The organism is Thermotoga sp. 38H-to (genome assembly GCF_011057665.1).
In the GTDB taxonomy this organism is placed as follows: Bacteria; Thermotogota; Thermotogae; order Thermotogales; family Thermotogaceae; genus Thermotoga.
This window is the reverse complement of the sequence record NZ_LNFZ01000002.1, coordinates 248,035-273,715: the sequence shown is the minus strand read 5'-3', so window position 1 is coordinate 273,715 and position 25,681 is coordinate 248,035. Positions and strand designations below refer to the sequence as shown.

The window sequence follows — 25,681 nt, the reverse complement described above, 5'->3', positions numbered from 1 at the left end:
TCCCTGGCTAGAGTTGAAGGATCACTTCTGCGAGCTTTTCACTGGCATTGCCCTCACCATAGACATTCTCTGGAAGACTGACATGATTGTCAATATACTCTGATTTTTCTGTGATCTCATCTGGTTCACTCAAAACGTTCCAGCCTGCCTCGACGAGTTCTCTCCAGCCTGTGTCTGGCATCACCACTATCGCTCTTTTCCCACACCAGTAGGCTTCTTTCTGCAGTCCTCCAGAGTCTGTTATCACAAATCTGCTTTTCTCTATCAGGCCCATCATGTTGAGATAGTCGGCAGGTTCTATCACAAGGATTTCATTTAGCAATTCAGCCAGTCCAAATTCTCTTATTCTTTTTGCAGTTCGAGGATGCACTGGAAATACTACCTCATATCTCTTCGATAATCTTCTGAGCTGCTCAAGTATTTCTCTCAATCTTTCTGGAACATCTGTGTTGAAATCCCTATGTATCGTACATACAATGTACCCGTTTTCTTTTAAACCCAGCGTTCTGAACAAATCATATCTAAACAGCGGCTTCATTTTCAAAAATAAGTCATACATCACATCACCGGTGAAATAAACACCTTCTGTAATGCCTTCTTTTCTCAGGTTCTCCACGGCAAGTTCACTGGGACAGAAAAGGATCTGAGAGACATGGTCTGTGACCACCCTGTTGATCTCTTCTGGCATGTCCTTTGGTTTCTGTCTGATACCTGCCTCAACGTGGGCAACGGGTATCTTCAGTTTTGCAGAAACAAGAGCCCTAGCAAGTGTTGTGTTCGTGTCACCGTACACGAGAACAAGATCTGGCCTTTCCTTCAAAAGGACCTTTTCGAACTCTATCATGATCTTTCCGGTCATTTCACCGTGGGTTCCGGATCCCACGTTGAGGTTGTAGTCTGGCTTTCTGATTTGAAGGATCTCAAAGAACACGTCAGACATGTTGTAGTCGTAGTGCTGTCCGGAGTGAACAAGAACTTCTTTGATCCCCTTTTCTTTGAACCTTCTGTGAAGCACCGCCTCTTTTATGATCTGAGGCCTTGCACCAACCAGTGAGAGTACTTTCATTCGATCACCTCATCTCCATGATCCTTTCAACAAGTGGTTTCATTTTGATTTCCCAACTGAGGTGCTCTTCCGCGTATTTTCTCATCAAAAGAGGATAGTCAGGATGTGTCTTTTTCAACTCTTTGTAGAAGGATATCACTTTCTGGATATCAACGGGTGACTCATCCGAAGGAATTCTCAGCAAGAATGGAAAATCTTCGGGAAAATCAGGATCGTAACTTGCAGAGACGAATGGAATGCCTCTCGCACAGTATTCTCTAATTTTCAGTTCTGAAGTTGTCAATAGTTTTTTTCTATGGTTTCCCAGAGCACCAATACCAACATGCATTTTCTCGAACATCTTATCTAATTCTTCACCGTGCTTTGGTCCATGGAAAACAACGTACTCTTCCAGTTCCAGTTTTTTGGTGAGTTTTCTCAGCCTGGGAAGTTCCGGTCCGTCACCTACGATGTGAAAGTACACCTTCTTTCCAGGGGTTTTCCTGTAATACTCCCAAAGCCCTTTTATCACTCGATCGTAGCCGTGCCAATATGCAACGTTGGCAACACCTATTAGATGTAATTCTTTCTCAAACTTTGGAGGATCGATCACGGGAATTTCGTTAAGATCAATACCGTTTCCTATCACAAGTACCTTATCTTCTAATCCCTTCAAAACGGGAGACATTTCACCTATTGAAACTATTAAATCGGCAAGCCTGTATATCTTTTTGTGGTAGAGCAGGAAATTGAAGAGTTTGTACCAGCCTTTTGGAAAGCTGTTGATGTACTCTTTTACAAATGCTGGCGTCGGTATTTCCAGAACGATCTTAAAGCCTTCCTTCTTCAAAGCTGTCAGAAGATTGAGAAGGTGTTTATCGTAAACCACTGTCCTTGTGTAAGCAACCTTGAACCGCAAAGAACTGTCAGCGGTTAACCTCGGAAGAACACCGAGGAGTTTTCTGTAATAACGGCTCTTTTCGAAGATGCCGTTGACATCGAAAAGCTTTTCTGAAAACAGAATATCTTTACCGGCCGTCAGCACCTGCCAGAACGTGGCTCGATTCTTCGTGAGAATGATATGCGTGTTTTCGCCAGTGTAATGGGCAAACCATCGTGATTGTGAGTAAATTTTCTTTCGAACTCCCGGTGTAAATTCCAGATCTTCGAATGTGGAAATATAGATCATAAGTTTATTTCACCTCAGTCGTATAATATGGTAAAGTAAATATTACTCAGCAGACTTTCTATCTTTTCCTCCTTGAGATGCTGTTCTTTTATAGTGTAGCTTTTTATTTACTGATAAAGTTCTCTCCCATCTTCTTATCTGTCGCAAGGTTATGTCTATTTTAACTATTCGGTATTTCAAGATGCTCTCTTGCCTTAATGGTTCTGGGTTTATTCTAATAGCTTTAAAATAAGATTTTTATAAGGTATCCAGTACGGAGCGTGCTTAGCAAATAGTAACCATACAGTCATTGCCAGGCAGTATACAAAGATAATACTGATAAACAACATAGCCTTAACCTCAATCTCTTTTAAAACGTATTCTAGACGTACAAAAACAAGGGGCTGTATCATGGAGAAATACAGTAAAAGTCTATCGGCAAATGTAAATTTCAGGATACTTGGTATGGATAGTATCAACACTATAACAGATATTATCAGCCAGAACTTGCTGTCGGGATATCTTCTTTCAAAGTATCTAAACAGGACTATAAAAATCAAAGCCGGTACCAGGTTCATTACAGCCCTTATTGTACCGCCCTCTGAGTACATGGGATTTTCCACATATAATGCATAGTACCTGACGAAAAGTTGCCCGAAAAAACTGAAGGCAATTGCAAGAATCGCCAGAATTAGTGGCAGAATCCATTTTAGTGTTTTTCTATGAAATAGAAAAATTATGAAGCCAATCGCAGATGTCTTATGAAAGAAAAAAGCCAACATTTGGCAGAGGAAGGAGGACATATACCTTTCTTTCAAAAACAGTGAATATGACAGCATGATCAATCCAAGCGCCACCGATTGTCTTGTGTACCCGTTTGCCACAACCATTATCAGATATGGATAAGAAACCAGAAGGCCCAGATAGAATCCTCGGTCGTTTCCCAGATAATCAAGGAAGGCAAACAAACCTATCAAGAAAATAGAAGCACAGAGCAGATTAACCCCGTAGATTCCCCATCCAATTTTTGATGATAGCCAGTTGAAAAGGTTATAACCAAAATCCTTGAGGAATATATCTTCAAAAGACAATGTCAAACCACCAGAAGAAACCCTTCGGAACCAATCTAAATAACCAAACCAGTCACCTCCAACCTCATGTCTCAAACCTATAAAGAGAACCAGAAGAATAAAGAGAAGCGATCTTACAGTTACGCTCGTTTTTCTATCAAACTTATATTGATAGCTCAGGAATAATGTTGAAGCTATGACAAGAAAAATAAAAATGTACCAGAACATTTTTTATAGTTCCTCCCTCTATGCATGCTTACTGTCTTATCAGGCCATAGTACATGTAGAACATTTAGCATGATTTTATAACCTCCGAGGCATCCTTAGCCAATCCTGTTTCAAAAATGTCGTTCAAGCAACTGATAGAGATAGGCATCTTCTCTTGATTGATAAACCCTCCATTAATCGATCACTTCCTATAGATCGATATATGATTTTCTATAAACCTGTCATATAGTTCTTTATACCCATGACTCGTATAGTCGTTTCCATTCAGTATCTTGAGGAGATTTAATGCAAGATCTTCCTTTTTTGAATAAACAGTGTCTATCATCTCGTTCACACATCCCACATCCGTACTCACAACGGGAACACCCTGGTTTAATGCTTCAAGTACCACAAGTGGCATTCCTTCAGAATCAGAAGTAAGCAGGAACACATCAAAATCAGCCATGAGTTCCACAGCATCCTTTCTGAATGGAAGAAAGTGCACTTTCTTTGCTACATCTGGGTGTTCGTCGAGCCATTTTTGGACGAGTTTTCCATAACTATCATCAACAATGCTTCCGCCGATCCATACGAAGACAACGTCGTCTCTTTCTTCAAGGACCAGTTTGGCTATTTCGAGAAACCTGAGAGGATTTTTTTGGGGATCGAGTCTTGCCACGTTTCCTACTATTTTTATGTTTTCTAGTATGCCGAGTTCTTTTCTCAGTTTTCCTCTAGCTGCAGGTGGTTGAGGGATCAAAGCGTTTGGAATTACAACGTACTGTGAATCTTTTCCTATCTTCCACTTCTTTGCTTTTAAAAGATCTCTATGACACAACAAAACGATCTTATCACAAAACTTTGCGGCGAACCTTTCAGCAAGGATAAGGAGTTTTCTTTTTAAACCTTTATACTGCTCTATCCCCCACCATCCGTGAACCGTGTAAATCACATTTTTAACTCCGGTTCTTTTTGCGGCTATTCTTCCCAAAAAACCGGCTTTCGAAGAGTGACAGTGAACAACATCGTATTTTCCATCTTTTATGAGTTTTTTTATTTGAAAATAAGCCCTCAGATCCTTAACTGGAGAAATCTCTCTTACAAGATCAGGAATGACATGTACTTTCACATTTATTTTTTTCAATTCTTCTATCAATTGACCGCTCTCTGGGCCACAGGCAACTTCAATTTCGAACTGAGTTGAGTAGTTCTCTTTAAGACCATAGACAATGGTGTAGAGAACCTTTTGACCTCCTGCCCAGTCTGAGCGTGTGATCAAGTGCAAGATTTTTGTTTTATCTCTCACTTCGCCCCTCTCCTCCATAGCACAGCCTCCAGTGTTTGAAGAATTATTCTCATATCCAGAAAGATGTTTCTGTTCTTCACGTACCAGAGGTCGTAGCTGAGTTTCTTTTTGACTTCATCCAAATTGGAAGAGTACTTGTACATGAGTTGTGCCCAGCCGGTGATACCGGGTTTCACTTTATGTCTCAACTGGTAAAAAGGAATCTGTTTTTCGAATATTTTAACAAATTCCACTTGCTCCGGTCTCGGACCCACCACACTCATATCACCTTTGAGGACATTCACAAATTGGAGCACTTCATCAACTCTGAAGGGTCTGATGAATTTTCCAACCTTCAGTATTCTGTCTTTTTCCTGATCAGCGAATTTTGGTGAGCCTTTTTTCTCTTTTCTCATGCTTCGAAATTTTATCATCGTGAAGATCTTCCCGTCTTTCCCCACCCTCTCTTGCTTGAAGACCACCGGCAGTCCATCTTCCAGGCATATTATTATAGCAACTATCAGCATGATCGGCGAGAAGACGGCGAGTGCGACAAGCGAGACAACAACATCGAGAATTCTCTTTGCGGGTGAGTCGCCTTTCACGTTGCTGAACGCGACTTCGTAGTACTCTCTGAACTTTTCCATGACCACGAGGGGAATTCTCTTGAGGGTCTTTTCCACCAGGTTTGGAAGGTATTCCAGATTCTCGACGTGGACTTTCTCTAATATATGTTCGAACTGGGGATCTGCGAGGAGAACGGCGTCGTAGAGTTTTTGCTTTGCTTTCACCGTCTCGACGGAAGGATTGATGTACTCAATGAATCTGTATCTTCCAAGGGATTTTTCCTCGATCTCTTTCAGAACGGGTTCTATCTCTTCTCTTCTTCCCAGAACGAGATATCTCTTCACGGGCAGTTTCTCTTTGATAAGTCTGTGCACCAGAACGTTTAAAACGGGAACCCCTGCCGAGGAGAACAGGAAGTTCTCGAAGAAATGGTATCTGTTTATTTTGTTTTCAAACAAGGGGTAGAACATCAAAACGATGATAAAACCAGCTATCGTTCCCACTACGGTTCTTATCAGCTGTTCGTTGTAACTTTGAAGGCTTTCCGCGTCGTATAGCCTGAAGGCAAAAAAAGAGAGGGTCAAACTTGTGGCGAACAGAAGCGCTGAGAGCCAGTTAAAAAAGAGGAGGTTGAATGAGAAAACCATCAGGAAATCTATGAGGATTAATCCGTTCAATCTGCCTCCTCCTCAACACTGTTTTTAGAAACACCTGTACACTCCTATGCACTTTTCCGCGTACGATGGATCTGTCGCGTACCCATGTCTTTGAAGAAGCCTGAAGTATTTCTCTGGCTCTTTTCTACACTCCCAGGCCTTATTATAACACTCTTTTATAAGAATCAGGTAGGCGATCATACTGTTTTCTGGACTGACAAAAGTTTGAAACATATCGATCGTTTTCACTCCATCGAATTCTTTTGTTTCTGCTTCGATTCCTCCTTCGAGCCAGGAAAATTTCTTTATACCAAAAAGGTTGTTTCCCACCGTGTGTCTTCCCCAGCCAGTTTCGAGGGCGGACTGGGCAAGGAGTATCTTCGGATCCATCCCGGTGAGCTTTCCGAGAAGAAAGGCCGTCTCGCCGAATCTTTCGAGAAACTCTTTCTTCATTTTATCACCTCCAGAAGAGAGAAAGCGGGGATGACCCCGCTTTTGTTCAACGATCTTTCTCTTCGAAGTCTTCCAGCCTGCATCGAGATTTGTACTCTGTTTTCAGAATGTCGAACGGAGCGTCGCTGCATCCCGGGAGAGGGATCCCCTGAATGAGGTCGATCACTTTTCTGTTTATGGTGGATTTCAAATGAGCGGAGAAGCTTCCTTTGTCCTTGTTCCATGTTTTACGAGCATAGCAGAAGATAGAGCATATCGCCTGGTAGAGATCTTCGAAGGAAGAAATCTTTTCCCTGAACTTTTCGAAAAAGAATCCTGCTTTCTTTCTTATCTCGTTCTGGTATCTTTCGTAGAGTTCATCGATGGTGAGTTCTTCGTCTTTCAGTTTCTTCGTATTTCTCTTAGGCATTGTTCCACACCCGATCGTTGAAGAAGTCCACCACGAAGTCTATGGCGTAGTCTAAGATGTGATCCAGGATATCGTCGTCGAAGGGAAGGTCGATTCCGAAGCTGTCGAAAAGGCCGAAGACGATCTCTTTCACTTCCTCCTTCTTGGACTCACCGTCCCCCGGCCTTTCGACCAGGGAGACGGCGAGCGGGAGGACGTCCTTGAGAAATGGAAGTATTGTCATCATACAGACGCCCTCCCTTCGTCACTGGATGAGATCGAAGAATTCGTTGGAGTTGGTTTCAACTATCACTGCTCTGTCGATCGTGTAGCCTTCCAGGACTTTTGAGTCCAGAAGCGTCTGCATGGCTGCCTGAACCTGATCAGCTGTGAGACCGTCAGCTGGACTGTTCACTATGATTCTCCTTCTCTTTCCCTCTGCCTCGTTGTAGAAATCCATGTACAATCTCTTCATGCCGCTTCACCTCCTCATATGGTTTCGTACGTGACGAGCTGGGCGGAAACGTAGGTGTAGCTCGAGAGAGAATCGAGGGCGTTCACCGCGTTCGCAAGATCCTGTGCTGTCGCATTTGGACTGACGGAGATGGTCTGTCTTCTCGTCACAGGGTTTCCGTTTTCGTCCACTTCACCTGTTGCCCACACGATCCTGAGGGCCTTTTCCATGATAACACCTCCTGTGAATTTTTTGGTGGGCTGCGCAGCCCCTCCAATAAATAAGTCCTGACAGGGATGTTAAATCACATATAAAATTTTGTATATTCAACATATTAGTGAATAAAAATCGCTAAGCGAATTATTTCTGGTTCGGTCTTTTTTCAGACGTAAGGTATAATCTTCAACAGAAAAAACGAAGAGGAGGGTTCGGCATGAAAAGAGTGCTGATCTTTCTGTTTCTCTTAGCTGCGGTGTTTTCTCTATCTTACACCATAAGAAAGGGAGACGTTCTGAGAGTAGAAGTGGTGGGATACCCGGACCTGACGAGAAATTGCGCGGTGGACATAGAAGGAGCGATCACTTTTCCGTACGTGGGACGTGTGAAGGTGGAAGGCCTCAGTGTGGACCAGGTGACAGAGTTTCTCAAAGAGAGGCTCTCCAAGAGTTTTTCTGAACCTGAGGTGATCGTGTCTCTTCAGCAGATTGCTCCAAGGAACGTCTACGTCTCCGGTGTTGTGAACAGAGTGGTGAACATGGGAATAGAAGATCTCAGCGTTTCCGAGCTTCTCTCTCTTCTTTCTGTGGATCTTTCCTCCGTTGATCTTTCGAAGGTGAAGGTTTTGAGAGATGGAAGGGTCTTTGAACTGGATCTCTCTTCGCTTCTCTGGGGTGAGGCTCCCGAGAAAGACGTGGTGCTCCAGGAAAACGATCAGGTGATACTCCCGGAAAAGAGCTACACGGAGTTCGTGAAGGTCGTTGGAGCCGTGGCAAAGCCGGGCATCTATCCCTACAGAAAGGAGATGACTCTGCTCGACGCCATCGCGGAAGCGGGCGGCACCACGCAGGAGAGCTCAGGAAAGATAATCGTCCTCTCGAAAGACAAAACGGTTGAGATATCAGAGAAGGATCTCTATCAAAAGAACCTCCTTTTGAAACCAGGAGACACGGTCCACGTTCAAAAAATCGACGAAAGGTTCGCCTACGTTGTGGGAGCGGTGGCAAGACCCGGAATGTACACCTTCTCCAGAGAAGAGTCTCTCACGCTCAAGAACCTCGTGGCGAAGGCCGGCGGGATCTCTGTTGAGAACAGATATGTAGAGAAGGTTCTGATCACAAGAGATGGAAAGACCACAGAGTACACACCGGAAGTGCTGGACGAGAACGTTCAGCTGAATGTCGGAGATGTCGTTGAGATAAAGAAGTACGAAGAGACAAGAGTATATGTATCAGGATACGTGACACGACCCGGTGTTTACGAGATCTCCCCGAAGGAATCGGTGACCCTGGAAAAGCTCCTCTCGATGGCAGGAGGGTTCAGAGGAAGTGTTGAAGAAATCGATTCGATCGTCATCACAAGAGACGGAAGCGTTGTGGAGATCTCACCAGACAAGCTGGACTTTCCTGTGAAACCCGGCGACATAGTGAACGTGAAGGAGTTCATCCCGAAGAAGGCTTACATCCTCGGGTACGTGAGAAGTCCCGGGCTCTACGCCTTTGGAAAGAGCGAAGCGTTCACGCTGAGAAACCTCATAGCGAAGGCCGGTGGGTTCATCGATGAAAGCCAGGTTGTCTCCGTGAAACTGTCTGGAAAGGAATACTCCCCGGAGGAGATAGTGGAAAAAGACATTCCCCTCGAAGACGGTGTGTTTGTCTACGTGGAGAAGTACACGGACAGGTTCGTTTACATAGTGGGAGACAACGCTGTCAGGAACGGAAGGATGAGCTTTGCTAAGGACGAACCGTTCACACTCTCGACGGCACTGAAGAAGTACGGGGTCGAGGATTTCTCTCTTGTGAAAAGCCTTTCACTCTTGAGAGACGGTGAAGAAAAGAGCTTCGATCCAGAGAAGATATTGACGGAGGATGTTCCTCTCAGGACCGGTGACACGATTCTTGTGAAGACGATACAGACGAAGAGGGTCTATTTCACCGGAGACGTGTACGGATACGTCGATTTTGCGAAAGACGAAGACATCACACTCGAGAAAGCCCTCGCGAGGTTCGGAAAAATACAGAAGAAGTACATAGCGGGATTGAAAGTTCACTCAAACGGAAAGGTGCAGGAGCTGGCGGAAATTACCGATCTTCCACTCGAAGACGGCGCAGTTGTCGAGGTGGATGTGAAAGAAGCCGTCAGAGTGTACGTGGACGGCTTTGTGAAAGTACCTCAGATGGTTGTCTTCGAGCCCGATGAGTCGGCTCTCTTAGACAGAGCCATTGTGAAGGCGGGAGGGTACAAAGAAGACGCTCTCTTCGAAGCGGGCAATGTGGTCGTTCTGAGAAACGGCAGTGAGATCACCGTTTCTCAAAACCAGCTCAGCTTTTTCGAGCTGAAGGACGGCGACCTTGTGTACGTGAAATACACCGAAAGACCTCACGTTTACGTCTTCGGAGAAGGCATCACGAACACGCTCGTGACCTTCAAAGACGAGGAAACACCAACGCTCAGGAACGTCCTGGGCAAGGTGGGCGGTATAAAGAGCACGGGATCGAGCAGAATCGTTGTTGTGAGTCCAGACGGAGAAAAGAAAGAAGTGGATTATGAAGACGTGATCAACACGGGTGGGCCTGTTCTTGAGAGCGGAAGCGTGGTCTTCGTGCCTCTTGAGACGGAGAACTTCGCCTACGTTGTGGGAGAAGTCGCTCGACCGGGAGCGTACGAGCTCAAAGGAGACGTGACACTTCTGAAGCTCATAACACAGGCCGGTGGTCTGAGCAACTGGGCCCTGAAGACGAAGGTGATCCTGAGAAGAGGGGAGAATGAGACAACCTACGACTTCACGAACATAGACGAGGTGCAGAAGGTGAAGATAGAGCCGGGAGACGTGGTGTACGTACCACCCGTTGAGACGAACTACGTGTACGTGCTCGGTAACGTGAGGACACCGGGTATCGTGAAGGTGGACAGGTACTCTACGGTGTTCGATGTGGTGATGAGGGCCGGTGGGTTCACGGACAGAGCCGCCACAAGCAGGATATTCCTCTTCAAAGGAGGACCTCAGGGAGAGGTCACCGTCTGCGATCTCTCAGGAGTTCTTTCTGGAAAGGGTGGAGGTGTAAATCCGAACGTCGCACCGGGTGATGTGGTCTTCGTTCCCGACAATCCTCTCATACAGGTTACAGAAGCGCTCTCCATAGTGAACACCGTGATAAACACGATCAGCAACGTCAGAGACTTCATGGGGTGGTAATGTGAGGAAATTGGTTTCAATTTTGATAGCTCTGCCGGTTCTAATCTTCGCGGGCACGAACGTTTCTCTGGATCTGTCTTATGAGAACGGCTTCAAATGGACAGGAGAGCTGTCCGGGAGTGTGTGGCTCGACGAGGACTGGCAGTTCAACTGCAGAGCCGGTGTGGGCAAGGGCTTTGGGATAGTTCACACCGGTATCATCGATGAACTCAAAAAGTTTGTTGAGTTCTACTACATCCCGGAGGCGAACCTTTCTGGTAAGGTAGGCCCTTTCGAGCTGAAAGCGGGGATTCTGAACGAGGAGAGGGGACCCGGGATCGACAAACTCTTTCTGGACAACAACTCCCGTTTTTACGGCTTTCCCGGGTTTTCTCTGAAGTACACCCAAAACAACTGGCACGTTGAATCTCTCTGGCTTCGTATAAACGACGAAAAGAGCTTCAACTACAGAACGGTGGTGTTCGACCTCGGGCTCTTGAAGATCGCCTACGAGGACGCCGTGGTTTATCTGAACGAGGTGTTCAATCCTTACTACTTCTTTGTTCCCATTCCAACGATCGCTGTACAGGAGATCTGGCAGTACCAAGAGGGGGCTCCCTGGAGGGATCCTTCAGAGAACGCGAACGCCCTCATGGGTGGATGGGTCGAGTGGAACTTCGGTGCGGGAAGGGTCTATTTCGAGGCGCTGATAGACGACATGAGCCTGAACAGACTCCTTGGGACGGGAGGATACCTGAACCCGGACAAGATAGCGCTTCTCCTTGGCGGTGAGTACAGAACGGGTCCCTGGAAGTTCTACGGGGAGGTCTCCGGTGCGAGCGCGTACACCTTCGAGAGGACAAATTCAAACTTTCCCTACGAGTACACGTACTTTTCCGAAGGAGCTATCGAAGACAGGATGATCGGATACAAATACGGCGAAAATTCCTTCTCTTTGAAGCTCGGTGCCGAACGCTTCCTTGGCTGGTGTTCTCTCGGTGTTATGTACCACTACCTCGTCTATGGAGACAGAACACCGGAGGAGCCCTGGCACGGTGAGGAGATACCGCCGGACACGAAGTGGCTCATCGGCGACCTCACAAAAGAGCACACGGTGAAGGTGTCTCTGAACACCTTCTTTGGAGAGTACGGAGGAAACGTGGATGTCTGGTGGAACAGTCTCGATGGGCTCGGTCTGGAGGTGAAGTTCGAAGTTGGCTTCTGAAGTGAAGAACATCGTCTTCGATCTTGGAGGGGTCCTGATCGACTGGAGACCGTGTGAGTACCTGATCGAGTCTTTCCCAAAAGAGGTGGCGAGGGTTCTCGAGAAAGAGATCTTCAAGCACGAGGACTGGAAGTTGATGGACAGAGGCGTTCTGCCTGAGAACAAGTTGTGGGAAAAGAAAAAAAAGGAGCTTCCAGAACTCAGAGAGTACGTGGAAAGACTCGAAAGGGAAGTTCCAGAACTTTTGAGACCCATCGAAGAGAACGTGAAATTTCTTCCAGCGCTGAAAAGGACCTTCAAACTCTACGCTCTTTCCAACTACGGGAGGATCTACTTCGAGATGGTGAGAGAAAGGTACGATTTCTTTGAATTCTTCGACGGCATGGTGATTTCCTCTCACGTGGGCTACCTGAAACCTGAGAAAGAGATATACCTCGAGCTGATCAGAAGATACAAGATCGTGCCTGAAGAGAGCCTCTTCATAGACGACACACCGGAAAACGTCGAGGCCGCAAGAGAGATTGGCTTTCGGGCTGTTCGTCTCGAAGAGCCGTCGAGATTGAAAGAGATTCTGATCAGAGAGCTGAACATCGAATTGTGAGGGGATGATCGTGAGAAAGTGGTGGGTTTTCTTTGCTGTGATTGTCTCTTCTGTTTTGTTTTCAGAGCCGTTGATCACAGAGCTCGCACCTCAGATGGTTTACGAGTACGTTCTCGAAGGAAAAGCGCTTCCCGGTGTTCTTCCCATGCCTTCTGGTGAGAGAGAAAATAGAGTTTCTCTTGAAGTCTCACCGTTTTTTTATTTCGGGAATTTTCAGGGAAAGACAAAAACGGGATGGTTCGTCCTCTCTGATCCTCCCTGGGAGAACTTCTACCTGTACGAGAACACTCCTTACTTTTTGAACGTTTCTTTCGAAGGCTTCGTGGGAGAGATTTCGTTTTACACAGAGATCCCCTTCACAAACAACTACAGCGACTTTTATCTGGACCTTCACAGCAACGTTCCGCCAATTTGGAAAGAGCTTTCGAGCGCCGATTCGACTTTTCCGTACACCGCTTACGGTGTTTACGATGGTGAGAATTTTTACGTAGCCGTTGGAAGATCGAAGATCAGATGGGGAAGCTCCGAGTTTCCCGTTGTGATCTCGGATGTGAGCCCTTATTTCAGCCATTTCACGTTCTCGACGAAGGCGCAGATACGGTACACGTTCCACCTGATTTCGATAAATCCCGTTTTGACGACTGAAGAGTGGGAAAAACAGAGCACTCTCAGGCCTGTGAACGCCGATCCCCTCTCTCCGTATACCGAGAAGGTGAAAACCCTGGTGGCCCACAGGCTCGACTTTCACCCCTTTGAGAACTTCAGGTTCGGTGTGGGAGAGCTCACGATGATCGGTGGAAAGTACCCCGATCTTTTCTCCGCGAGCCCCTTCGCGATCTGGCACAACAACTACAACGAGGGCTACACGAATTCTATGGCAGTGCTCGACTTTTCTTACGTTCCTGCGAAGGGCTGGGAGATCCACGGAGAGTTCGCTCTCGACGATCTTGTGGGAACAACTGAGAACGAGTCGAAACCAACGGCCTACGCCTTCAACGTGGGAGCAAGAAAGGTGTTTTCTGTGGGAGACTTGAGGGGTGTTCTGGGTGTCGAGTACGCTCTGGCGACGAAGTTCGTCTACAACACGTTCCTTCCTTACTTGAAGTTCAACAACAGATTTCTCTATCTCACGAACTTTCCTTCCTCCAGAACGATCGTTGACTATCCGGTGGGGTTTGCATTCGGGCCGGACGCGAGGATCTTCAACGCCTCGCTCGATCTGTTCGGAAAAGATCTGAACCTTGGAGTGGACGCTTTCTACCTGGTGAAAGGTCCGAACACGCTGCAGTCGGAGTATCCGAAGGAAGAGGAGGGAGAAACAAAAAAAGTACCCGGTTTGAGAATAAGAGGGAGTGTGAAGAATTTTCTCTTTTCTTTAGAGCTGTTTGAAGGAAGCGCGAGTGTGGGACTCGGCATGAAATGGGAATTCTGAGGGAGGCGAAGAGATGAGGTGGTTTCTTCTTGTAGCAGGTGTGGTAATTCTTGCTGCTGGATGTACGCTGCCTGATTTGACGGGCGGTCTGCAGACCCCCGCTTCTCTTGTGGTGAACACGGGAGGAAAACACGTTGCGGGAAGGTACGCGCTGATCGATGTTCAGGTGCTCGATAAGAGTGGAAATCCTGTTTCTGACGTGACGGTGGAACTCTACAGGAAGATTAAAGATTCCAATGGTTATTACTACGTGAAAGAAGATGAAGCGGAAACGAATTCCTCCGGATGGGCTGAACTTTCGTTCTTTTCTCCGAAAGAAGGTAAGTACGATCTTTACGTTCAGGTGAAGGGAAATCCTTTCATCATGGAGAGCTTTTCCCTCGATTTCACCTCTCCTGAATGGCTCTTTGTGGTGTGGATGTGCGGAGACAACAATCTGTGGGGATACGGTGATCAAGACCTTGAAGAGATGGAGAACACCAACAAAAGCGTCTCTGTGGTGGTGTTTTACGATGGAGGAGGTACGAGCGATGGAATTCTGGTTCTCGACGATGATGGTAACTGGAAGGCGATCATGGGAATAACGGGGGTAGACTTCAACAGCGGTTCTTACGAAGATCTCGAGTACTGGTTGAAATATGTCTTTGAAAACTTCTCTTCAACCTACAGAGCTCTGATCATGTGGGATCACGGAAGCGCGTGGATATACGATTCGATATATGCTTCTTCGAAAGCGATCAGTTTTGATGAGACTTCTGAGAGCGCAATAGCGGTGAGAGATCTGAGAGTGGCGCTTGAAAACGTGATCAACGGCGCTCTTGACGGACAGAAGCTCGACATTCTCGGGTTCGATGCGTGCCTTATGGGTTCTCTGGAGGTGATATACGAACTCAGAAACACGGCTCATTACATTGTGGCTTCCAGTTTCAACGAACCAGCGGATGGATGGAATTACAGTTTCTTGGATGAGATAACTCCCGATAGTACACAGTTCAGTGTGGCAGAGATGATTGTTGACAGTTACAGGGATTACTATTCTTCTCCCGCTTACGATTCTTACCGTCAAGATGGACTGAGTCTTGCGGTGTACGACACTTCACAAGTGGAGAAGTTTGTTTATGATTTAGATTCATTCACTTATGATCTGAAAGCAGACCTAAACAAAGTTAATTCGATCTACATCGACGTCGTGAAGAGTTACGTTGTTGATTATTACAATGGTAAAAAAACTGTTCTTGTTGATCTTGGGGATCTTATAGATAAGTGGGGGACAAAACTCTCTATAGTTCCTGATCTATCCTCGTTTGTTGTTTATTCCTACGGTAAAAAAGGTGATCAAGAACTCTCCACTCCTGTCAGTATCTTTATGCCTGAGAATCTAGATATTTATCAAACTTATAAGAATGACTACATGACTCTCTCCTTCCCCAGCGACACACTGTGGGATGAGTTTTTAGAATACTGGCTATCGCAACTGTGAGAAAAACAAAAGGAGGGGATTCCCCTCCTCATTTTTCTTCCACGTACGCTGAGTTTCTCTTCGTCAGACCGTTCAGAATGAAGCCGTCTATCTTCTTCAGAGAGTGAAGCATCTTCAAATCCTCCGAGTAGGTGTGTTCGAGCCTGATCACGATGTAGACAGTATCGCTTTTTTCAGCTACCGGAAGGAACTCTGGTGTTCTCTTCAGCGAGGGCGCATCGATGATGATTCTGTCGTAGCTATGTTTGAGATTCTCTAAGATCTCTGGATCTTTCAAAAGTTCGAACACGTCTCTTTTGTCGAAAGAGCCTTCCACATTTTCCTCGGTGAAGAGAAGCACTCTCTCTTTCTTCGAAGCAAGATTTGCCATGTGTTTTGCGATTGTGCTCACTCCCGCTCCGTCTTCAAGTGAAGTGATGAAGGTAACTTTTCCTGATTTCACGGCGGGAATTCCCAGGGCTTTTTCTATCACCTGTTCACTCTGTGTTAGTGGAACTCTTGCGATGATTTTTTCCAGGCCAAGGAGATACTCTGCTTCGCTTTCAGACTTGATCCTTCTGTCGGAGAACTCTGCGAAGAAAACAGCGAGGATACCAAGGAATATCCCCAGAACACCTCCAATTGCAAGGGTGAGTTTTTTGTTCGGCTTCGAGGGTGAAAGAGGAGGAACAGCCCAGTCTATGACGTTAACGTTGGCCGTGATCGCCGCTTCAGAGATGAGAGACTCGTACTTTGCCTGAAGCAATGTGGTATAGATCGTTTCTTTCACTTTGTAGTCTCTTTCAAGTTCTATCAGTTTCTGTTCGAGTTCGGGAAGTTTTGAGAGTTCTTTTTCGAGGTCTCCGTAAAGCTTTTTGAAAGCTTCGTACTGTGTCTGGTAGAGGATTTTTTCGGATTCTGCCTTTATGAGACTGCTGAGTGCTTCTCCGTAGATGGTGTAGCCTGTTTTCTTTACCTGGGATGTGAGGAGTCTTTCGAGTTCCACTTTGAGCTGTTTCTGGGTTTCTTCGAATTCCGCTTTTTTCTGTACCACTGCAGGGTTTGATTCAGTATAGCGCTCCATGAGCCCAGCGAGTTCTATTTGAATGTTGATCAGCCTGTTTTTGAGCTGGGAAATGATCGGGTCGAACGTGATGCTGTCTCTGAGCTGTTCTATCTCAATATCGAGGTCTTTGAGTTCATTTGAGAAGAATTCAGCCTGTTTCTGAGCTGCTTCCATGGCGATTTGAGATTCTTCCATTTTTTGAAGAAGAGAAGCATAATGTTCTATAAGCGTTTGATATTGGACTTCAACAGAATAGATTTTGTTCTGTTCTTTGAAGACCTTGAGTCTATTCTCCGCTTCTTTGAGTTCCTGCTCCACCTTCGGGATCTGTTCTTCGAGAAATTCTTTTTTCGCTCTGAACTGGGTTTTGGCGATGCTCTCGCTGATCTTGACGTAGTTTTCTACGATCTTGTTCACCACCTCGGCGGCGAGTTTTGGATCCTGCCAGGTGAATTTAACTTCCAGTATGTTTGAATTTTTCACAGATTCGACGGTTATGAGCTTTTTCACCATGTAGCTGTAGAGAGAGAGTTTCAAATCGTTTTCTGTGAGACCGTTTTCCATAGCTTTTTTTATATCTTTCTCGTCGAGGAGTTTGTGAACGAGATCGAGATCGTCTATCACAGCTATGATGTTTCTTCGAGAGAGTATGATCTGTACCTCGTCTTCGAGACTTCCTCCACCTTCGAGAAAACTGGATAGACCACCAAGAAGACTTTCAATGGAAAGTCCAAGGCTCATACCCTTCTGTGTAGGGACCTTCACTTTCGCGGAGGCTTCGTACTGGGGTGTCGCAAGGAAAAGATAGATCCCTGTCACAAAGACCGTCAGAACAAGAACGAGCCAGAAAAGTTTGGACCTTCTCTTGAACATCAAAAAGATGTCACCGAGTGTTAGTTCTCTTTCTTCCACGTCTTTCCCTCCTTGGTTTGTTCTGTTTATATTCTATCAAAGGTGATGGGAGTTCCACGGCGGTGCTTTTCTGCAAGCTCGAGGATCTTCTTCACTCTCTCTACTTTTTCTGGGTTCTCACCTTTCAGGCTCTCTCCTCTGTCAATCTTCATTAATATGCGGTCGAGTTCCATGTAGCTCATGCCGAAGGCCATCTCGTCTGTGACACCGGGAATGAGATCTGGAGATGGCGGCTTCCTCTGAATCTTCTCCGGAACGTTCAGCTCTTTTGCGAGTTCAAAAACCTGTGTCTTGTACAAGTGAATGATGGGCTCTATGTCGACCGCCTCGTCACCCCACTTCACGTAAAGTCCTGTCAGATACTCCGTTCTGTTTGTTGTTCCTATAACGGCGTATCCTCTTTTTTCTGCCTCGAAGTAGAGAAGGCACATTCTAACTCTATGCTTTACTCTGTAGTAGACAAGTCCCTTCAGAAATTCGTCGGGGCCGGAGTTTCTAAGATCGTCCAGGAAAGGATCCTTTGAAAGAGAGTTCCACTTGTTGAGGACGTATCTTTTCACGATCGAGTCTGGGAGGAAAAGTCTTGGAGGAAAGAGTCTGTAAACACCGATTTTTCTCAAGATGGGAGTGATGGATCTCACTCTGTACTCCACATTCAGGCTTTCGCAGAGTTCAATGGCGTCTTTCACCGAGTCTTTCGAAGAGTCGCGCTCGGGTAGGATAAGTGCAAAGACATTGTCTTTTCTGAGTGCCTGAACACACAACGAGAGAACAACGGCGGAATCGATTCCACCGCTCACACCGATGACCGCTCCTTTGTAGTTGTACTCTTCTATCTTTTCTTTTATGAAACTGATGAGACTTTCTTTCATTGTGGTCACCCTATGGGATTTTAACATGTAGAATTATATAGAATTATGTAGGGAAGAGGATTTACATGGCAGTTTTGATTATCATAAATTGTTTTTATCAAGGAACCTTCTGAAAATGTCACACGAGATCCAGGAACTCATGGGAAAAATTGAGAGCAATGCTATAAAAATGTTCAAAAAATGGAAGAAGAGCAAGAGAAAACACCAGAGAAGAGTTCTTGAAGCAGATTTGAAAAGAGAATACGAAGTGAAGTCTCAGGAGTGGAAGATGAAAGAGGAGAAAAGGATTAGAAAGGATGCCATTGACAAAAGTAAAAGTGTGATAATGGGTCCGATCCCAGAGCACCTGATACCTTTCTTCCCGGAATTCAGATACAATCCAAAAGATACAAGATTTACAAGATTTATAGGAACCCCAGAAGATTTTGTGGTCTTCGGTGGTCTGAGTGAAGGAAACGTTAAGAAGATAGTGTTCGTGGAAGTTAAAACGGGAAAAACAGGGAATCTAACCACCAGAGAAAGACAGGTGAGAGATATGGTGGAGAGGAAAGGGGAATGATCCCATGTTCATCGGCTTTGGATACGACAGACATCCGCTCGTTGAGGGAAGAAAGCTGGTCTTTGTCGGGGTGGAGATAGAGTCTTCTGTGGGAAGTCTTGGGCATTCCGACGGAGATGTTCTCTCACACGCGATCATAGACGCCCTGCTTGGAGCCGTTGGTCTTAGCGACATAGGAACGTGGTTCCCGGAGACAGAAGAGTACAGAAACGCGAACAGTCTTGAGCTTCTGAAAGAAACGGTGAAGATGTTGGAGGAAAAGGGATTCAGTGTGGTCAATGTGGATGCAACGGTTGTGACCTCCATTGTGAAACTTTTCCCCTACAGGGAAAGGATCGTGGAAAATCTCAAGAGTGCACTTAAAACATCCCGTGTGAACGTGAAGTTCAAGAGCGGAAACACGTTGGGGTTCGAAGGGGAGGGTAGAGGCATTTCAGCTTATGCGGTGTGTCTTGTGGAGAAGAAAAAATGTACGAAGAGTACATAAGGGCCTGGGTAGAGAGAAAAAAGAAATGAAGAAGAAAAGATGAAATTACTAGCTCAGAAGATTCTCAAAGAGGCAAAAAGGGTCGCAGAAGTGTTGAGGGAAAGGTACGGTGTGAGGAGAGTAGTTCTTTTTGATTCACTCGCAAAGTACCTGAGAAGAACAGGTAAGTTCACAGAAAGGGCCGACATCGATCTTGCGGTGGAAGGGCTTCTGAAAGAGAAGTACTTCAAAGTGCTCTCTGAGATCAACAGGCTTTCCGAGTTCGAGATAGATCTGAGCGATCTTGAAGGATGTCCTGAATTTCTCAAAAGATTGATTGAAAGAGAGGGGATAGAGATTGAAGAAAGAACAGATCCTCTCACTGATAACGGAGATACCTTGATGTGGTTGTGAAAGAAATAGAAGAGAAGAGTCTGATAAAGAGCCGGACCTGTTCATTTTGAGAGCGCTCGACAGCCTTTTTCACGATTTTTACACGATCATAGAAGATATTTTCGAACTGATATCTTATGAGATGAACGGAGTGAGGTAGGACAGTTACGACTGGTACAAGAGACTGCTGAATTGAGATCCCGGAAGTTCGTCCCGCTGTGATTTCAAAAGAACTCAGGGAAACTCTTGATGAATATCTGAGATTCAAACATGTTTTCAGGGACGTGTACGGTTATCTTCTAGAATGGACGAGAATGAAACCCCTTTTGGAAAGAGCGTGGACTGTTTATGAACGTTTCAGAAAGGAGATAGGGAAATTCAAAGATTTTCTTAAAGAGCTTGCAGAAAAAATGTGAATCAAGGTGCCCTTCCTGTGGGAGATCTTCTCCCATTGAGCACGTCCTGAGCGATTTTCAGAAGCCACTCCTCATTCGAGAAAACAAGCACCCCACCGCTCCACGGATCGTTCACACTGATTTTTCTGATATTTCTGTCCAGAAGAACGATGGAATTTTCCAGCACTTCTCTTCTGAGAGATTCGTAGTCTATCTCCTTTTCATAGCTCCAGGAGAATTTCAAGGGTTTTCCAACAAGAACGTTCCCCTTCGTGTCGATAACGAGTGTCGTTGTGTAGCCGAGTCTTTTCAGTTGTTCGTACTTTTCCGCGCTTTCCACCATCACAGGATAGGTGGCCTTTCTTGTTATAAGAGCAGCGATCACCTGATCGTTCACTTCTCCTGTCGCATTGAACACGGGCACAACTCCTGCTATTGAGAGTCCCTCTGCAAGAAGAGAAAGAACCTGAGCGGTAATGTATGGGGAGGTGGAAACTTTCGAGAGGGGGTCAGGGTCCGTTCTTCTCAGAACGTCGAAACTTCCAAAGATGTAGTAAGAACCCCCCTTTTCTTTTAGGATCTTCCCCACGGCGATTCCTACGTCCTTTGAGAAGTTCAGGTTCCCGGAACTTCCAAGACAAAGAAGGGAGACGTCCTTCAGAACGTTTTGAAGGGGAACGTTCAACGCCACAGAACCGCTGGCGCTTTCTGGAATTTCATCCATCAAGACAATCTGTGGAAATGAGCTCAAGAACGTAAGACACACCAGAATCGTTGTTAGTGAGCGTGACAACGTCCGCCGCCTCCTTCACTTTGTCGATGGCGTTACCCATAGCCACGCGCAGACCCGCTTCCTCGAACATGAACAGGTCGTTCTCGTTGTCACCAAAGACGACGATCTCTTCTTTCTTCCAGCCCATTCTCTCTCTGAGAAATCTCAGTGCCTTTCCCTTGTCCACGTTCTCTGGAACAATCTCTAAGTACGTCGGAAATGACTTGAAGACTTTCACCACATCGTTGAACTTCTCTGAAAGGATCTTCTTCAGTTCGTCGAGCCTTTCTGGGGTATCAATGAGAAGGATCTTGGTCGTTCCTACCTTCGAGACGAGTTCCAGAAGGTTCGGTTCAACGCGGTATTCCACACTCGAGTGTTTCGCGTAGCCCCTTATCTCTTCGTTGTCTCTCTCGGAATACAACACATCGTCGATGTATGCCTGCCAGTGAACGTTGAAAGGTTTTATGTATTCCACGATGTCTTTTGCGACTTCGGGTGAAATTTTTTCGTTCAAAATCACACCTTCTTCTGGAATGTACACCATCGCGCCGTTGTATGCGATTGTGGGAAAAGTCCTGCCGAAGTACTTTTTCTCCACGTTCAACGTCGAGACGAGCATCCTGCCGCTTGCAAAAACGACGTGGCACTTTCTCGAGAGCCTTTCGATCACTTTTCTGTCCTTTTCTGATATCTCCAGGTTGTCGTTGAGGAGCGTTCCGTCCAGGTCAAAAACGAACACCCTGTACAAAGTATCCCCTCCAGATCCTGTTGAACTCTTCTACGAAAGATTCTACGTACTCTCTGTTACTCGTTTTGAACACAACCTCCACGTTTTTGTGAAAACCACTCTCCGTGAAGTTTGCAGAGCCCGTGATCAGAGTTTTTCCATCGACGACAAGAAACTTGTGGTGCATCAAGGGTTCTCTCACCTCGAGAACGTGAAAGGTTCCAAGTGGAAGTTCTCTGAGCCTTGAAGACTCGAACCATTCGTCCGTGATGATGTACACCTCCACACCCTGAGATGAGAGGAATTTCAGCGTGGCAAAGACGTCTTCATCTGTGAAAGCGTAGCTGCAGAGAAGAACGTACCTTTTCGCTTTCCAGAGCGAATCCAAGACGATCTCTTCGACATCCACCGCGGGAATCAAAAAGAACTCACCTTCTTCGGTCTTGAGCCGAACCTGTGGCCTTTTCCCGTGAACGAGCCAGTCGTAAATTCCCTCGAAAAAGTCCGCTATCTCTCTGGAGTGAAAGACGATGAGGTTGTTCAGATGTTCTTCTAAGCTGGAGCGGTTGAAGTTCGCAGAACCGAAGATCACCGTTTCGTGGTCGAGAACGATGAATTTCGAGTGAAGAAGACCCTCTGAAACGTGAACGAAAGCACCCTGAACGGGCACCTCGGAAGCCATTTTCGCAGTTTTCAATCCGAGATACTCCGGGTCGATCGAGTAGGCAACGATCGTGATGTCGCTTGCAGAGTTCAGGTGTGAGAGAACCAGCTGTGAAAGATCGTTCAACGTGCTGAAATAGACCCGCGAGAAAATTATCTCATTTATCAGTAGAAACAGGAGAAGGAGTTTCTTCAACCCATACCACCTTTCCGTAGAGCGGACCGGCCGTGATCTTTTCGATCTTCACGTCGGCGAATCGGCCGATCATCCACTCCTCACCCTCGAAGGCGATGATCTTGTTTCTGATGTCCCTGCCGTAGAAGAGGCCGTTCTTTGCCTGAGCCTCCACGATGACGCGCACCGTCTTTCCCTTGTAGCGCTCGTTCAGTTTCCTGTTGATCCTCTTTTGGAGGTTCATGAGAAACTGCATGCGCCTCACTTTCTCTTCGTAGGGCACGTCGTCTTTGTAGTACTTCCAGGCCATCGTGCCTTCGCGTGGAGAATAGATTGCGAGGTTGAGGCGTTCGAACTGCGCCTTCTCCACAAGATCGATCGTCTCCATGAAGTCTTCTTCCGTCTCCGTTGGAAAACCGACGATGATGTCGCTGCTTATGGCAACGTCCGGCACCTTCGATCTGATCCTCTCAAGAAGGGCGAGGTACTCTTCCTTCGTGTAACTTCTGTTCATGAGCTTCAGTATCCTGTTGCTTCCGGACTGCACGGGGAGGTGGACGGACTTTGCCACCTTCGGATTTCTGGCGATCACCTCTATGAGTTCGTCGGAGAAGTCCGTCGGATAGGAAGTGAGAAACCAGATTCTTTCAATTCCCTCTATCTTTGAGGCCTCTTCGAGGAGTTTGGCGAGGGAAGAGCCGTCCTTCAGGTCTTTTCCGTAGGCGTCTACGTTCTGACCGAGGAAGGTCACCTCGCGGTAGCCCTGTTTCGCGAGCTCTCTCACCTCTTCCAGAATATCCTCCATCGGTCTGCTCTTTTCCCTGCCGCGCGTGTACGGAACGATACAGTAGGTGCAGAATCTGTCACAGCCGAATATGATCGTGACCCAGGCGTGATGCTTGCTGGATCTGATACGTGGAAGCTCATGTGTGTACTCGTCGAGATGGTCTTCGAAGAGCGCCACCTTCTCCCCCTGAAGCGCCCTTTTCACTGCTTCTGTCACCTTCGGAACCGCACGGGTTCCAAGAACAAAATCTGCTCCTCTATCCAGGAGTTTTTCTCTTTCCTTTTCGGCGACACAACCCGCAACTCCCACAACGAGCTTTCTTTTCCTTTTGATCTTCAGCATCTGACCGAGCTCGCTGTAGGCCTTCTCCTCAGACTTTCTTCTCACTGCACAGGTGTTTATGATGACCACATCCGCCTCTTCGGGAGCCGAGGCGGGGGTGAACCCTTCCTTCATTAGAAGACCGGCCATCGTTTCCGAGTCGTTCTCGTTCATCTGACAGCCGAAGGTCTTGATGTAAAATCTCATGTTCGACCTCCCAGTTCGTTCAGGCTAATTAGATTATACCAGAAAGGAAAAACCCCGCCGGAGCGGGGTCGATTCACATCAGTCCGAGTTCTTTCTTCACGAAGTTCGGAAGGGCGAAGGACGCGACGTGAACTTCTTCGTTGTAGTACTTCAGCTCTTTGTTGAAGTTTTTCACCTTTTCGGGGTTGAAGTCTTTTATCGGGTCTATTCCCTTGGAGGCGAAGGTGTAGGACCACATGCCGGAGGGATAGGTGGTCATGAATCCAAGGTAAACCTTGGCTATTGGAAAGACCTTGCTGATCCTCTTGTAAGCGAGCTTGAACCATCCGATGTCGTAGAACGGGTCTTCCGTCTCGGCGGAGAAGACTCCGTCTTCCTTGAGGGCATCGTAACAGGCCTGGTAGAACTCTTCGGTGAAGAGGTGCCCACCCTGGCCCGCCGTCGGGTCCGTGGAGTCTATGATGATGACGTCGAACTCGTTCTTGAACTTCCTCACGTATTCGGCACCGTTTGCGATCACGATCTCTGTCCTTGGATCGTCGAAACCGCACGAAGTCTGCTTCAAATACTTCCTTGCGGCTTCTATGACGAGTCCGTCCACTTCGCAGAGAACCGCCTTCTCCACGCTGTCGTGTTTCAGGACTTCTCTGAGCGTTCCGCCGTCTCCACCGCCGATGATGAGCACCTTCTTCGGGTTCGGATGGAGGAACATGGGAACGTGTGCGAGCATTTCGTGGTACATGAACTCGTCCTTTTCCGTGGTCATCGTGATGCCGTCGAGCGAAAAAACCACGCCAAGATCGGGATTCTCGAAGATATCTATCCTCTGAATGTCGCTCTGTCCGGAGTAAATCATGCGGTTTATTCTCATGAAGAGCCCCACGTTGTTTCCCGTGTAGTACTCGAAGTACCACAGGTGCTGTCTCGGCTGGAGTTCTCTTTCGAATTCTTTCAACTTTCACACCTCCTCAAACGGTGACTTTGTGTGGCGAGTCCTCGGGTATTCCTATCTCGTCGTACCTGCCTCTTTCATGCTCCACCACGTGAACTCTCTTTGCCTTCAGCGCTTTTTTCAGATGTTCGAAGGCTTTCCAGGGATCGACATCCTCTCCGCAGGTGAAGAGATCGATAGCAGCGTACCCGTACTCTGGCCAGGTGTGAATGGTTAGGTGGGATTCGGATATCACCACCACACCACTCACCCCATAGGGGAGGAACCTGTGAAACGTTGACGTGACTATTGTTGCTCCACTTTCATAGGCTGCCTGTTTCATTTCCTGTTCTATCAACTGCACGTTGTCGAGAACCTCTTTGTCACATTCGTAAAATTCCGCCACCAGGTGTCTTCCCAGACTCTTCATGTTAATCCCTCCCCTCTGAAATTTTTAGTCAATCATGATCCAGAGTAACACCGCCTTCTTCTTTCCCGGATTCTTCACGTAATGTTTCTTATCCGCTCTGTAGTAGAAACAGTCTCCCTCTTTCAATCTGTAACGTTTGTCGTCAAGGTAAAGATCTATCTTTCCCTGAATCACGAAACCGAACTCTGAACCTTCGTGGTACGATTCTTCTTCTGTCTGCGCACCGGGTTCCAGTGTCACAAGAATCGGATCGATCTCTTTGTCTTCCACACCGCTCATCAGAATCTCACTCTTCACACCCTCTGGCTCGTCGTAGACCGGAACCCTCTCTTCTTTTTTGAACACAACCCTCTCTTCTTCCACGTCGGAGAAAAAGTGCTTCAAATCTGTACCCAGTGCTTCTAAGATCCTTTCAAGAGTATCTATGGATGGAGATGTCTTATCCGATTCGAGCTGTGAAATGAAACTTCTTGAAAGGTCAGTACGCTCCGCGAGTTCTTCTTGTGTGAGCCCTTTTGAGAGCCTTAATTTCCTGAGTTTTTCTCCGATCCTCACAAAGTTCCCAACTCCTTTGTCCACTATAGTTGACAAACTTGTTCAG

At 46.6% G+C, this 25,681-nt stretch carries 28 protein-coding genes; 9 read left to right on the top strand and 19 right to left on the bottom strand.

The genetic code is table 11. The features are described 5' to 3' along the window. Positions 1-7: 7 nt before the first annotated feature. The 10 genes from wecB to AS158_RS05410 all read right to left on the bottom strand — a co-directional run bounded on the left by wecB (position 8) and on the right by AS158_RS05410 (position 7,523). The gene (gene wecB, locus AS158_RS05455; RefSeq protein ID WP_165304654.1) at positions 8-1,066 is read right to left on the bottom strand and encodes a UDP-N-acetylglucosamine 2-epimerase (non-hydrolyzing); all 1,059 of its coding nucleotides are present in this window, start codon (positions 1,064-1,066) and stop codon (positions 8-10) included. Between the two features lie 4 nt (positions 1,067-1,070). Then, positions 1,071-2,234, bottom strand: a complete 1,164-nt coding sequence (locus AS158_RS05450) for a glycosyltransferase (RefSeq protein ID WP_165304653.1) — start codon at positions 2,232-2,234, stop codon at positions 1,071-1,073. Between the two features lie 209 nt (positions 2,235-2,443). Continuing rightward, on the bottom strand, positions 2,444-3,511 hold the full coding sequence (locus AS158_RS05445) for an EpsG family protein (protein ID WP_011942965.1): 1,068 nt from the start codon (positions 3,509-3,511) through the stop codon (positions 2,444-2,446). 181 nt (positions 3,512-3,692) lie between these two features. Continuing rightward, the gene (locus AS158_RS05440; RefSeq protein WP_165304652.1) at positions 3,693-4,814 is read right to left on the bottom strand and encodes a glycosyltransferase; all 1,122 of its coding nucleotides are present in this window, start codon (positions 4,812-4,814) and stop codon (positions 3,693-3,695) included. Continuing rightward, positions 4,793-6,019: a sugar transferase gene (locus tag AS158_RS05435; RefSeq protein ID WP_165304651.1), complete on the bottom strand. Its 1,227-nt coding sequence runs from the start codon at positions 6,017-6,019 to the stop codon at positions 4,793-4,795. The genes AS158_RS05440 and AS158_RS05435 overlap by 22 nt, the downstream gene beginning before the upstream one ends. Positions 6,020-6,043: 24 nt before the next feature. Beyond that, entirely contained in the window at positions 6,044-6,451 is a 408-nt protein-coding gene (locus AS158_RS05430; RefSeq protein ID WP_165304650.1) for a glucosaminidase domain-containing protein, read from the bottom strand. Between the two features lie 46 nt (positions 6,452-6,497). Beyond that, a complete protein-coding gene (locus tag AS158_RS05425; RefSeq protein ID WP_012895983.1) occupies positions 6,498-6,860 on the bottom strand; it encodes a sigma factor in 363 nt (120 codons plus the stop codon). Next, on the bottom strand, positions 6,853-7,083 hold the full coding sequence (locus AS158_RS05420) for a hypothetical protein (RefSeq protein ID WP_241241257.1): 231 nt from the start codon (positions 7,081-7,083) through the stop codon (positions 6,853-6,855). Before AS158_RS05420 ends, AS158_RS05425 begins: the two co-directional genes overlap by 8 nt. A 21-nt stretch (positions 7,084-7,104) precedes the next feature. Then, a complete protein-coding gene (locus AS158_RS05415) occupies positions 7,105-7,314 on the bottom strand; it encodes a DUF2922 domain-containing protein (protein ID WP_011942959.1) in 210 nt (69 codons plus the stop codon). A 14-nt stretch (positions 7,315-7,328) separates the two neighbouring features. After that, positions 7,329-7,523 (bottom strand): DUF1659 domain-containing protein, encoded by a 195-nt coding sequence (locus AS158_RS05410; RefSeq protein ID WP_165304649.1) that lies wholly within the window; start codon positions 7,521-7,523, stop codon positions 7,329-7,331. A 203-nt stretch (positions 7,524-7,726) separates the two neighbouring features. Between AS158_RS05410 and AS158_RS05405 the strand changes: the two genes are divergently transcribed. Genes AS158_RS05405 through AS158_RS05385 form a run of 5 tightly spaced genes read left to right on the top strand, consistent with a single transcriptional unit; the run spans position 7,727 to position 15,422 of the window. Then, a complete protein-coding gene (locus AS158_RS05405; RefSeq protein WP_165304648.1) occupies positions 7,727-10,705 on the top strand; it encodes an SLBB domain-containing protein in 2,979 nt (992 codons plus the stop codon). A gap of 1 nt (position 10,706) precedes the next feature. Continuing rightward, positions 10,707-11,909, top strand: coding sequence for a hypothetical protein (locus tag AS158_RS05400; protein WP_165304647.1), 1,203 nt, complete (start codon positions 10,707-10,709; stop codon positions 11,907-11,909). Beyond that, positions 11,899-12,510, top strand: coding sequence for an HAD family phosphatase (locus AS158_RS05395; RefSeq protein WP_165304646.1), 612 nt, complete (start codon positions 11,899-11,901; stop codon positions 12,508-12,510). The genes AS158_RS05400 and AS158_RS05395 overlap by 11 nt, the downstream gene beginning before the upstream one ends. Positions 12,511-12,514: 4 nt before the next feature. After that, the gene (locus tag AS158_RS05390; protein WP_165304645.1) at positions 12,515-13,942 is read left to right on the top strand and encodes a capsule assembly Wzi family protein; all 1,428 of its coding nucleotides are present in this window, start codon (positions 12,515-12,517) and stop codon (positions 13,940-13,942) included. Between the two features lie 13 nt (positions 13,943-13,955). Beyond that, positions 13,956-15,422: a clostripain-related cysteine peptidase gene (locus tag AS158_RS05385; protein WP_165304644.1), complete on the top strand. Its 1,467-nt coding sequence runs from the start codon at positions 13,956-13,958 to the stop codon at positions 15,420-15,422. A gap of 28 nt (positions 15,423-15,450) precedes the next feature. Here AS158_RS05385 and AS158_RS05380 read toward each other — a convergent pair whose 3' ends face one another. Together AS158_RS05380 and nadE are read right to left on the bottom strand one after the other, a co-directional pair. Beyond that, positions 15,451-17,379: an exopolysaccharide transport family protein gene (locus AS158_RS05380; RefSeq protein WP_165304643.1), complete on the bottom strand. Its 1,929-nt coding sequence runs from the start codon at positions 17,377-17,379 to the stop codon at positions 15,451-15,453. Between the two features lie 26 nt (positions 17,380-17,405). Further along, a complete protein-coding gene (nadE, locus tag AS158_RS05375; protein ID WP_165304642.1) occupies positions 17,406-18,251 on the bottom strand; it encodes an NAD(+) synthase in 846 nt (281 codons plus the stop codon). Positions 18,252-18,390: 139 nt separating this feature from the next. Here nadE and AS158_RS05370 point away from each other — a divergent pair, with 139 nt between their 5' ends. The 4 genes from AS158_RS05370 (at position 18,391) to AS158_RS09310 (ending at position 20,085) form a co-directional block, all read left to right on the top strand. Further along, a complete protein-coding gene (locus AS158_RS05370) occupies positions 18,391-18,810 on the top strand; it encodes a Holliday junction resolvase-like protein (RefSeq protein ID WP_241241256.1) in 420 nt (139 codons plus the stop codon). Positions 18,811-18,814: 4 nt separating this feature from the next. Then, on the top strand, positions 18,815-19,297 hold the full coding sequence (gene ispF / locus AS158_RS05365) for a 2-C-methyl-D-erythritol 2,4-cyclodiphosphate synthase (RefSeq protein WP_165304641.1): 483 nt from the start codon (positions 18,815-18,817) through the stop codon (positions 19,295-19,297). Between the two features lie 39 nt (positions 19,298-19,336). Further along, entirely contained in the window at positions 19,337-19,690 is a 354-nt protein-coding gene (locus AS158_RS05360; RefSeq protein ID WP_241241255.1) for a DNA polymerase subunit beta, read from the top strand. A gap of 197 nt (positions 19,691-19,887) precedes the next feature. After that, on the top strand, positions 19,888-20,085 hold the full coding sequence (locus AS158_RS09310) for a hypothetical protein (protein ID WP_241241254.1): 198 nt from the start codon (positions 19,888-19,890) through the stop codon (positions 20,083-20,085). Between the two features lies 1 nt (position 20,086). Here the strand turns inward: AS158_RS09310 and AS158_RS05350 are convergent, their stop codons facing one another. The 7 genes from AS158_RS05350 to AS158_RS05320 form a co-directional block, all read right to left on the bottom strand. Further along, the gene (locus tag AS158_RS05350; RefSeq protein WP_200883243.1) at positions 20,087-20,788 is read right to left on the bottom strand and encodes a hypothetical protein; all 702 of its coding nucleotides are present in this window, start codon (positions 20,786-20,788) and stop codon (positions 20,087-20,089) included. Continuing rightward, complete coding sequence (locus tag AS158_RS05345) at positions 20,781-21,587, bottom strand: Cof-type HAD-IIB family hydrolase (protein ID WP_165304640.1); 807 nt, start codon at positions 21,585-21,587, stop codon at positions 20,781-20,783. Before AS158_RS05345 ends, AS158_RS05350 begins: the two co-directional genes overlap by 8 nt. After that, positions 21,565-22,425, bottom strand: coding sequence for a phospholipase D-like domain-containing protein (locus AS158_RS05340; protein ID WP_165304639.1), 861 nt, complete (start codon positions 22,423-22,425; stop codon positions 21,565-21,567). Before AS158_RS05340 ends, AS158_RS05345 begins: the two co-directional genes overlap by 23 nt. Beyond that, on the bottom strand, positions 22,388-23,719 hold the full coding sequence (gene miaB / locus AS158_RS05335) for a tRNA (N6-isopentenyl adenosine(37)-C2)-methylthiotransferase MiaB (protein ID WP_165304638.1): 1,332 nt from the start codon (positions 23,717-23,719) through the stop codon (positions 22,388-22,390). The genes AS158_RS05340 and miaB overlap by 38 nt, the downstream gene beginning before the upstream one ends. Positions 23,720-23,792: 73 nt before the next feature. Then, positions 23,793-24,674: a polyamine aminopropyltransferase gene (gene speE / locus AS158_RS05330; protein WP_165304637.1), complete on the bottom strand. Its 882-nt coding sequence runs from the start codon at positions 24,672-24,674 to the stop codon at positions 23,793-23,795. 13 nt (positions 24,675-24,687) lie between these two features. After that, entirely contained in the window at positions 24,688-25,080 is a 393-nt protein-coding gene (gene speD / locus AS158_RS05325) for an adenosylmethionine decarboxylase (protein ID WP_011942943.1), read from the bottom strand. 24 nt (positions 25,081-25,104) lie between these two features. After that, a complete protein-coding gene (locus tag AS158_RS05320) occupies positions 25,105-25,635 on the bottom strand; it encodes a cupin domain-containing protein (RefSeq protein ID WP_206516524.1) in 531 nt (176 codons plus the stop codon). Between the last annotated feature and the right edge of the window lie 46 nt (positions 25,636-25,681).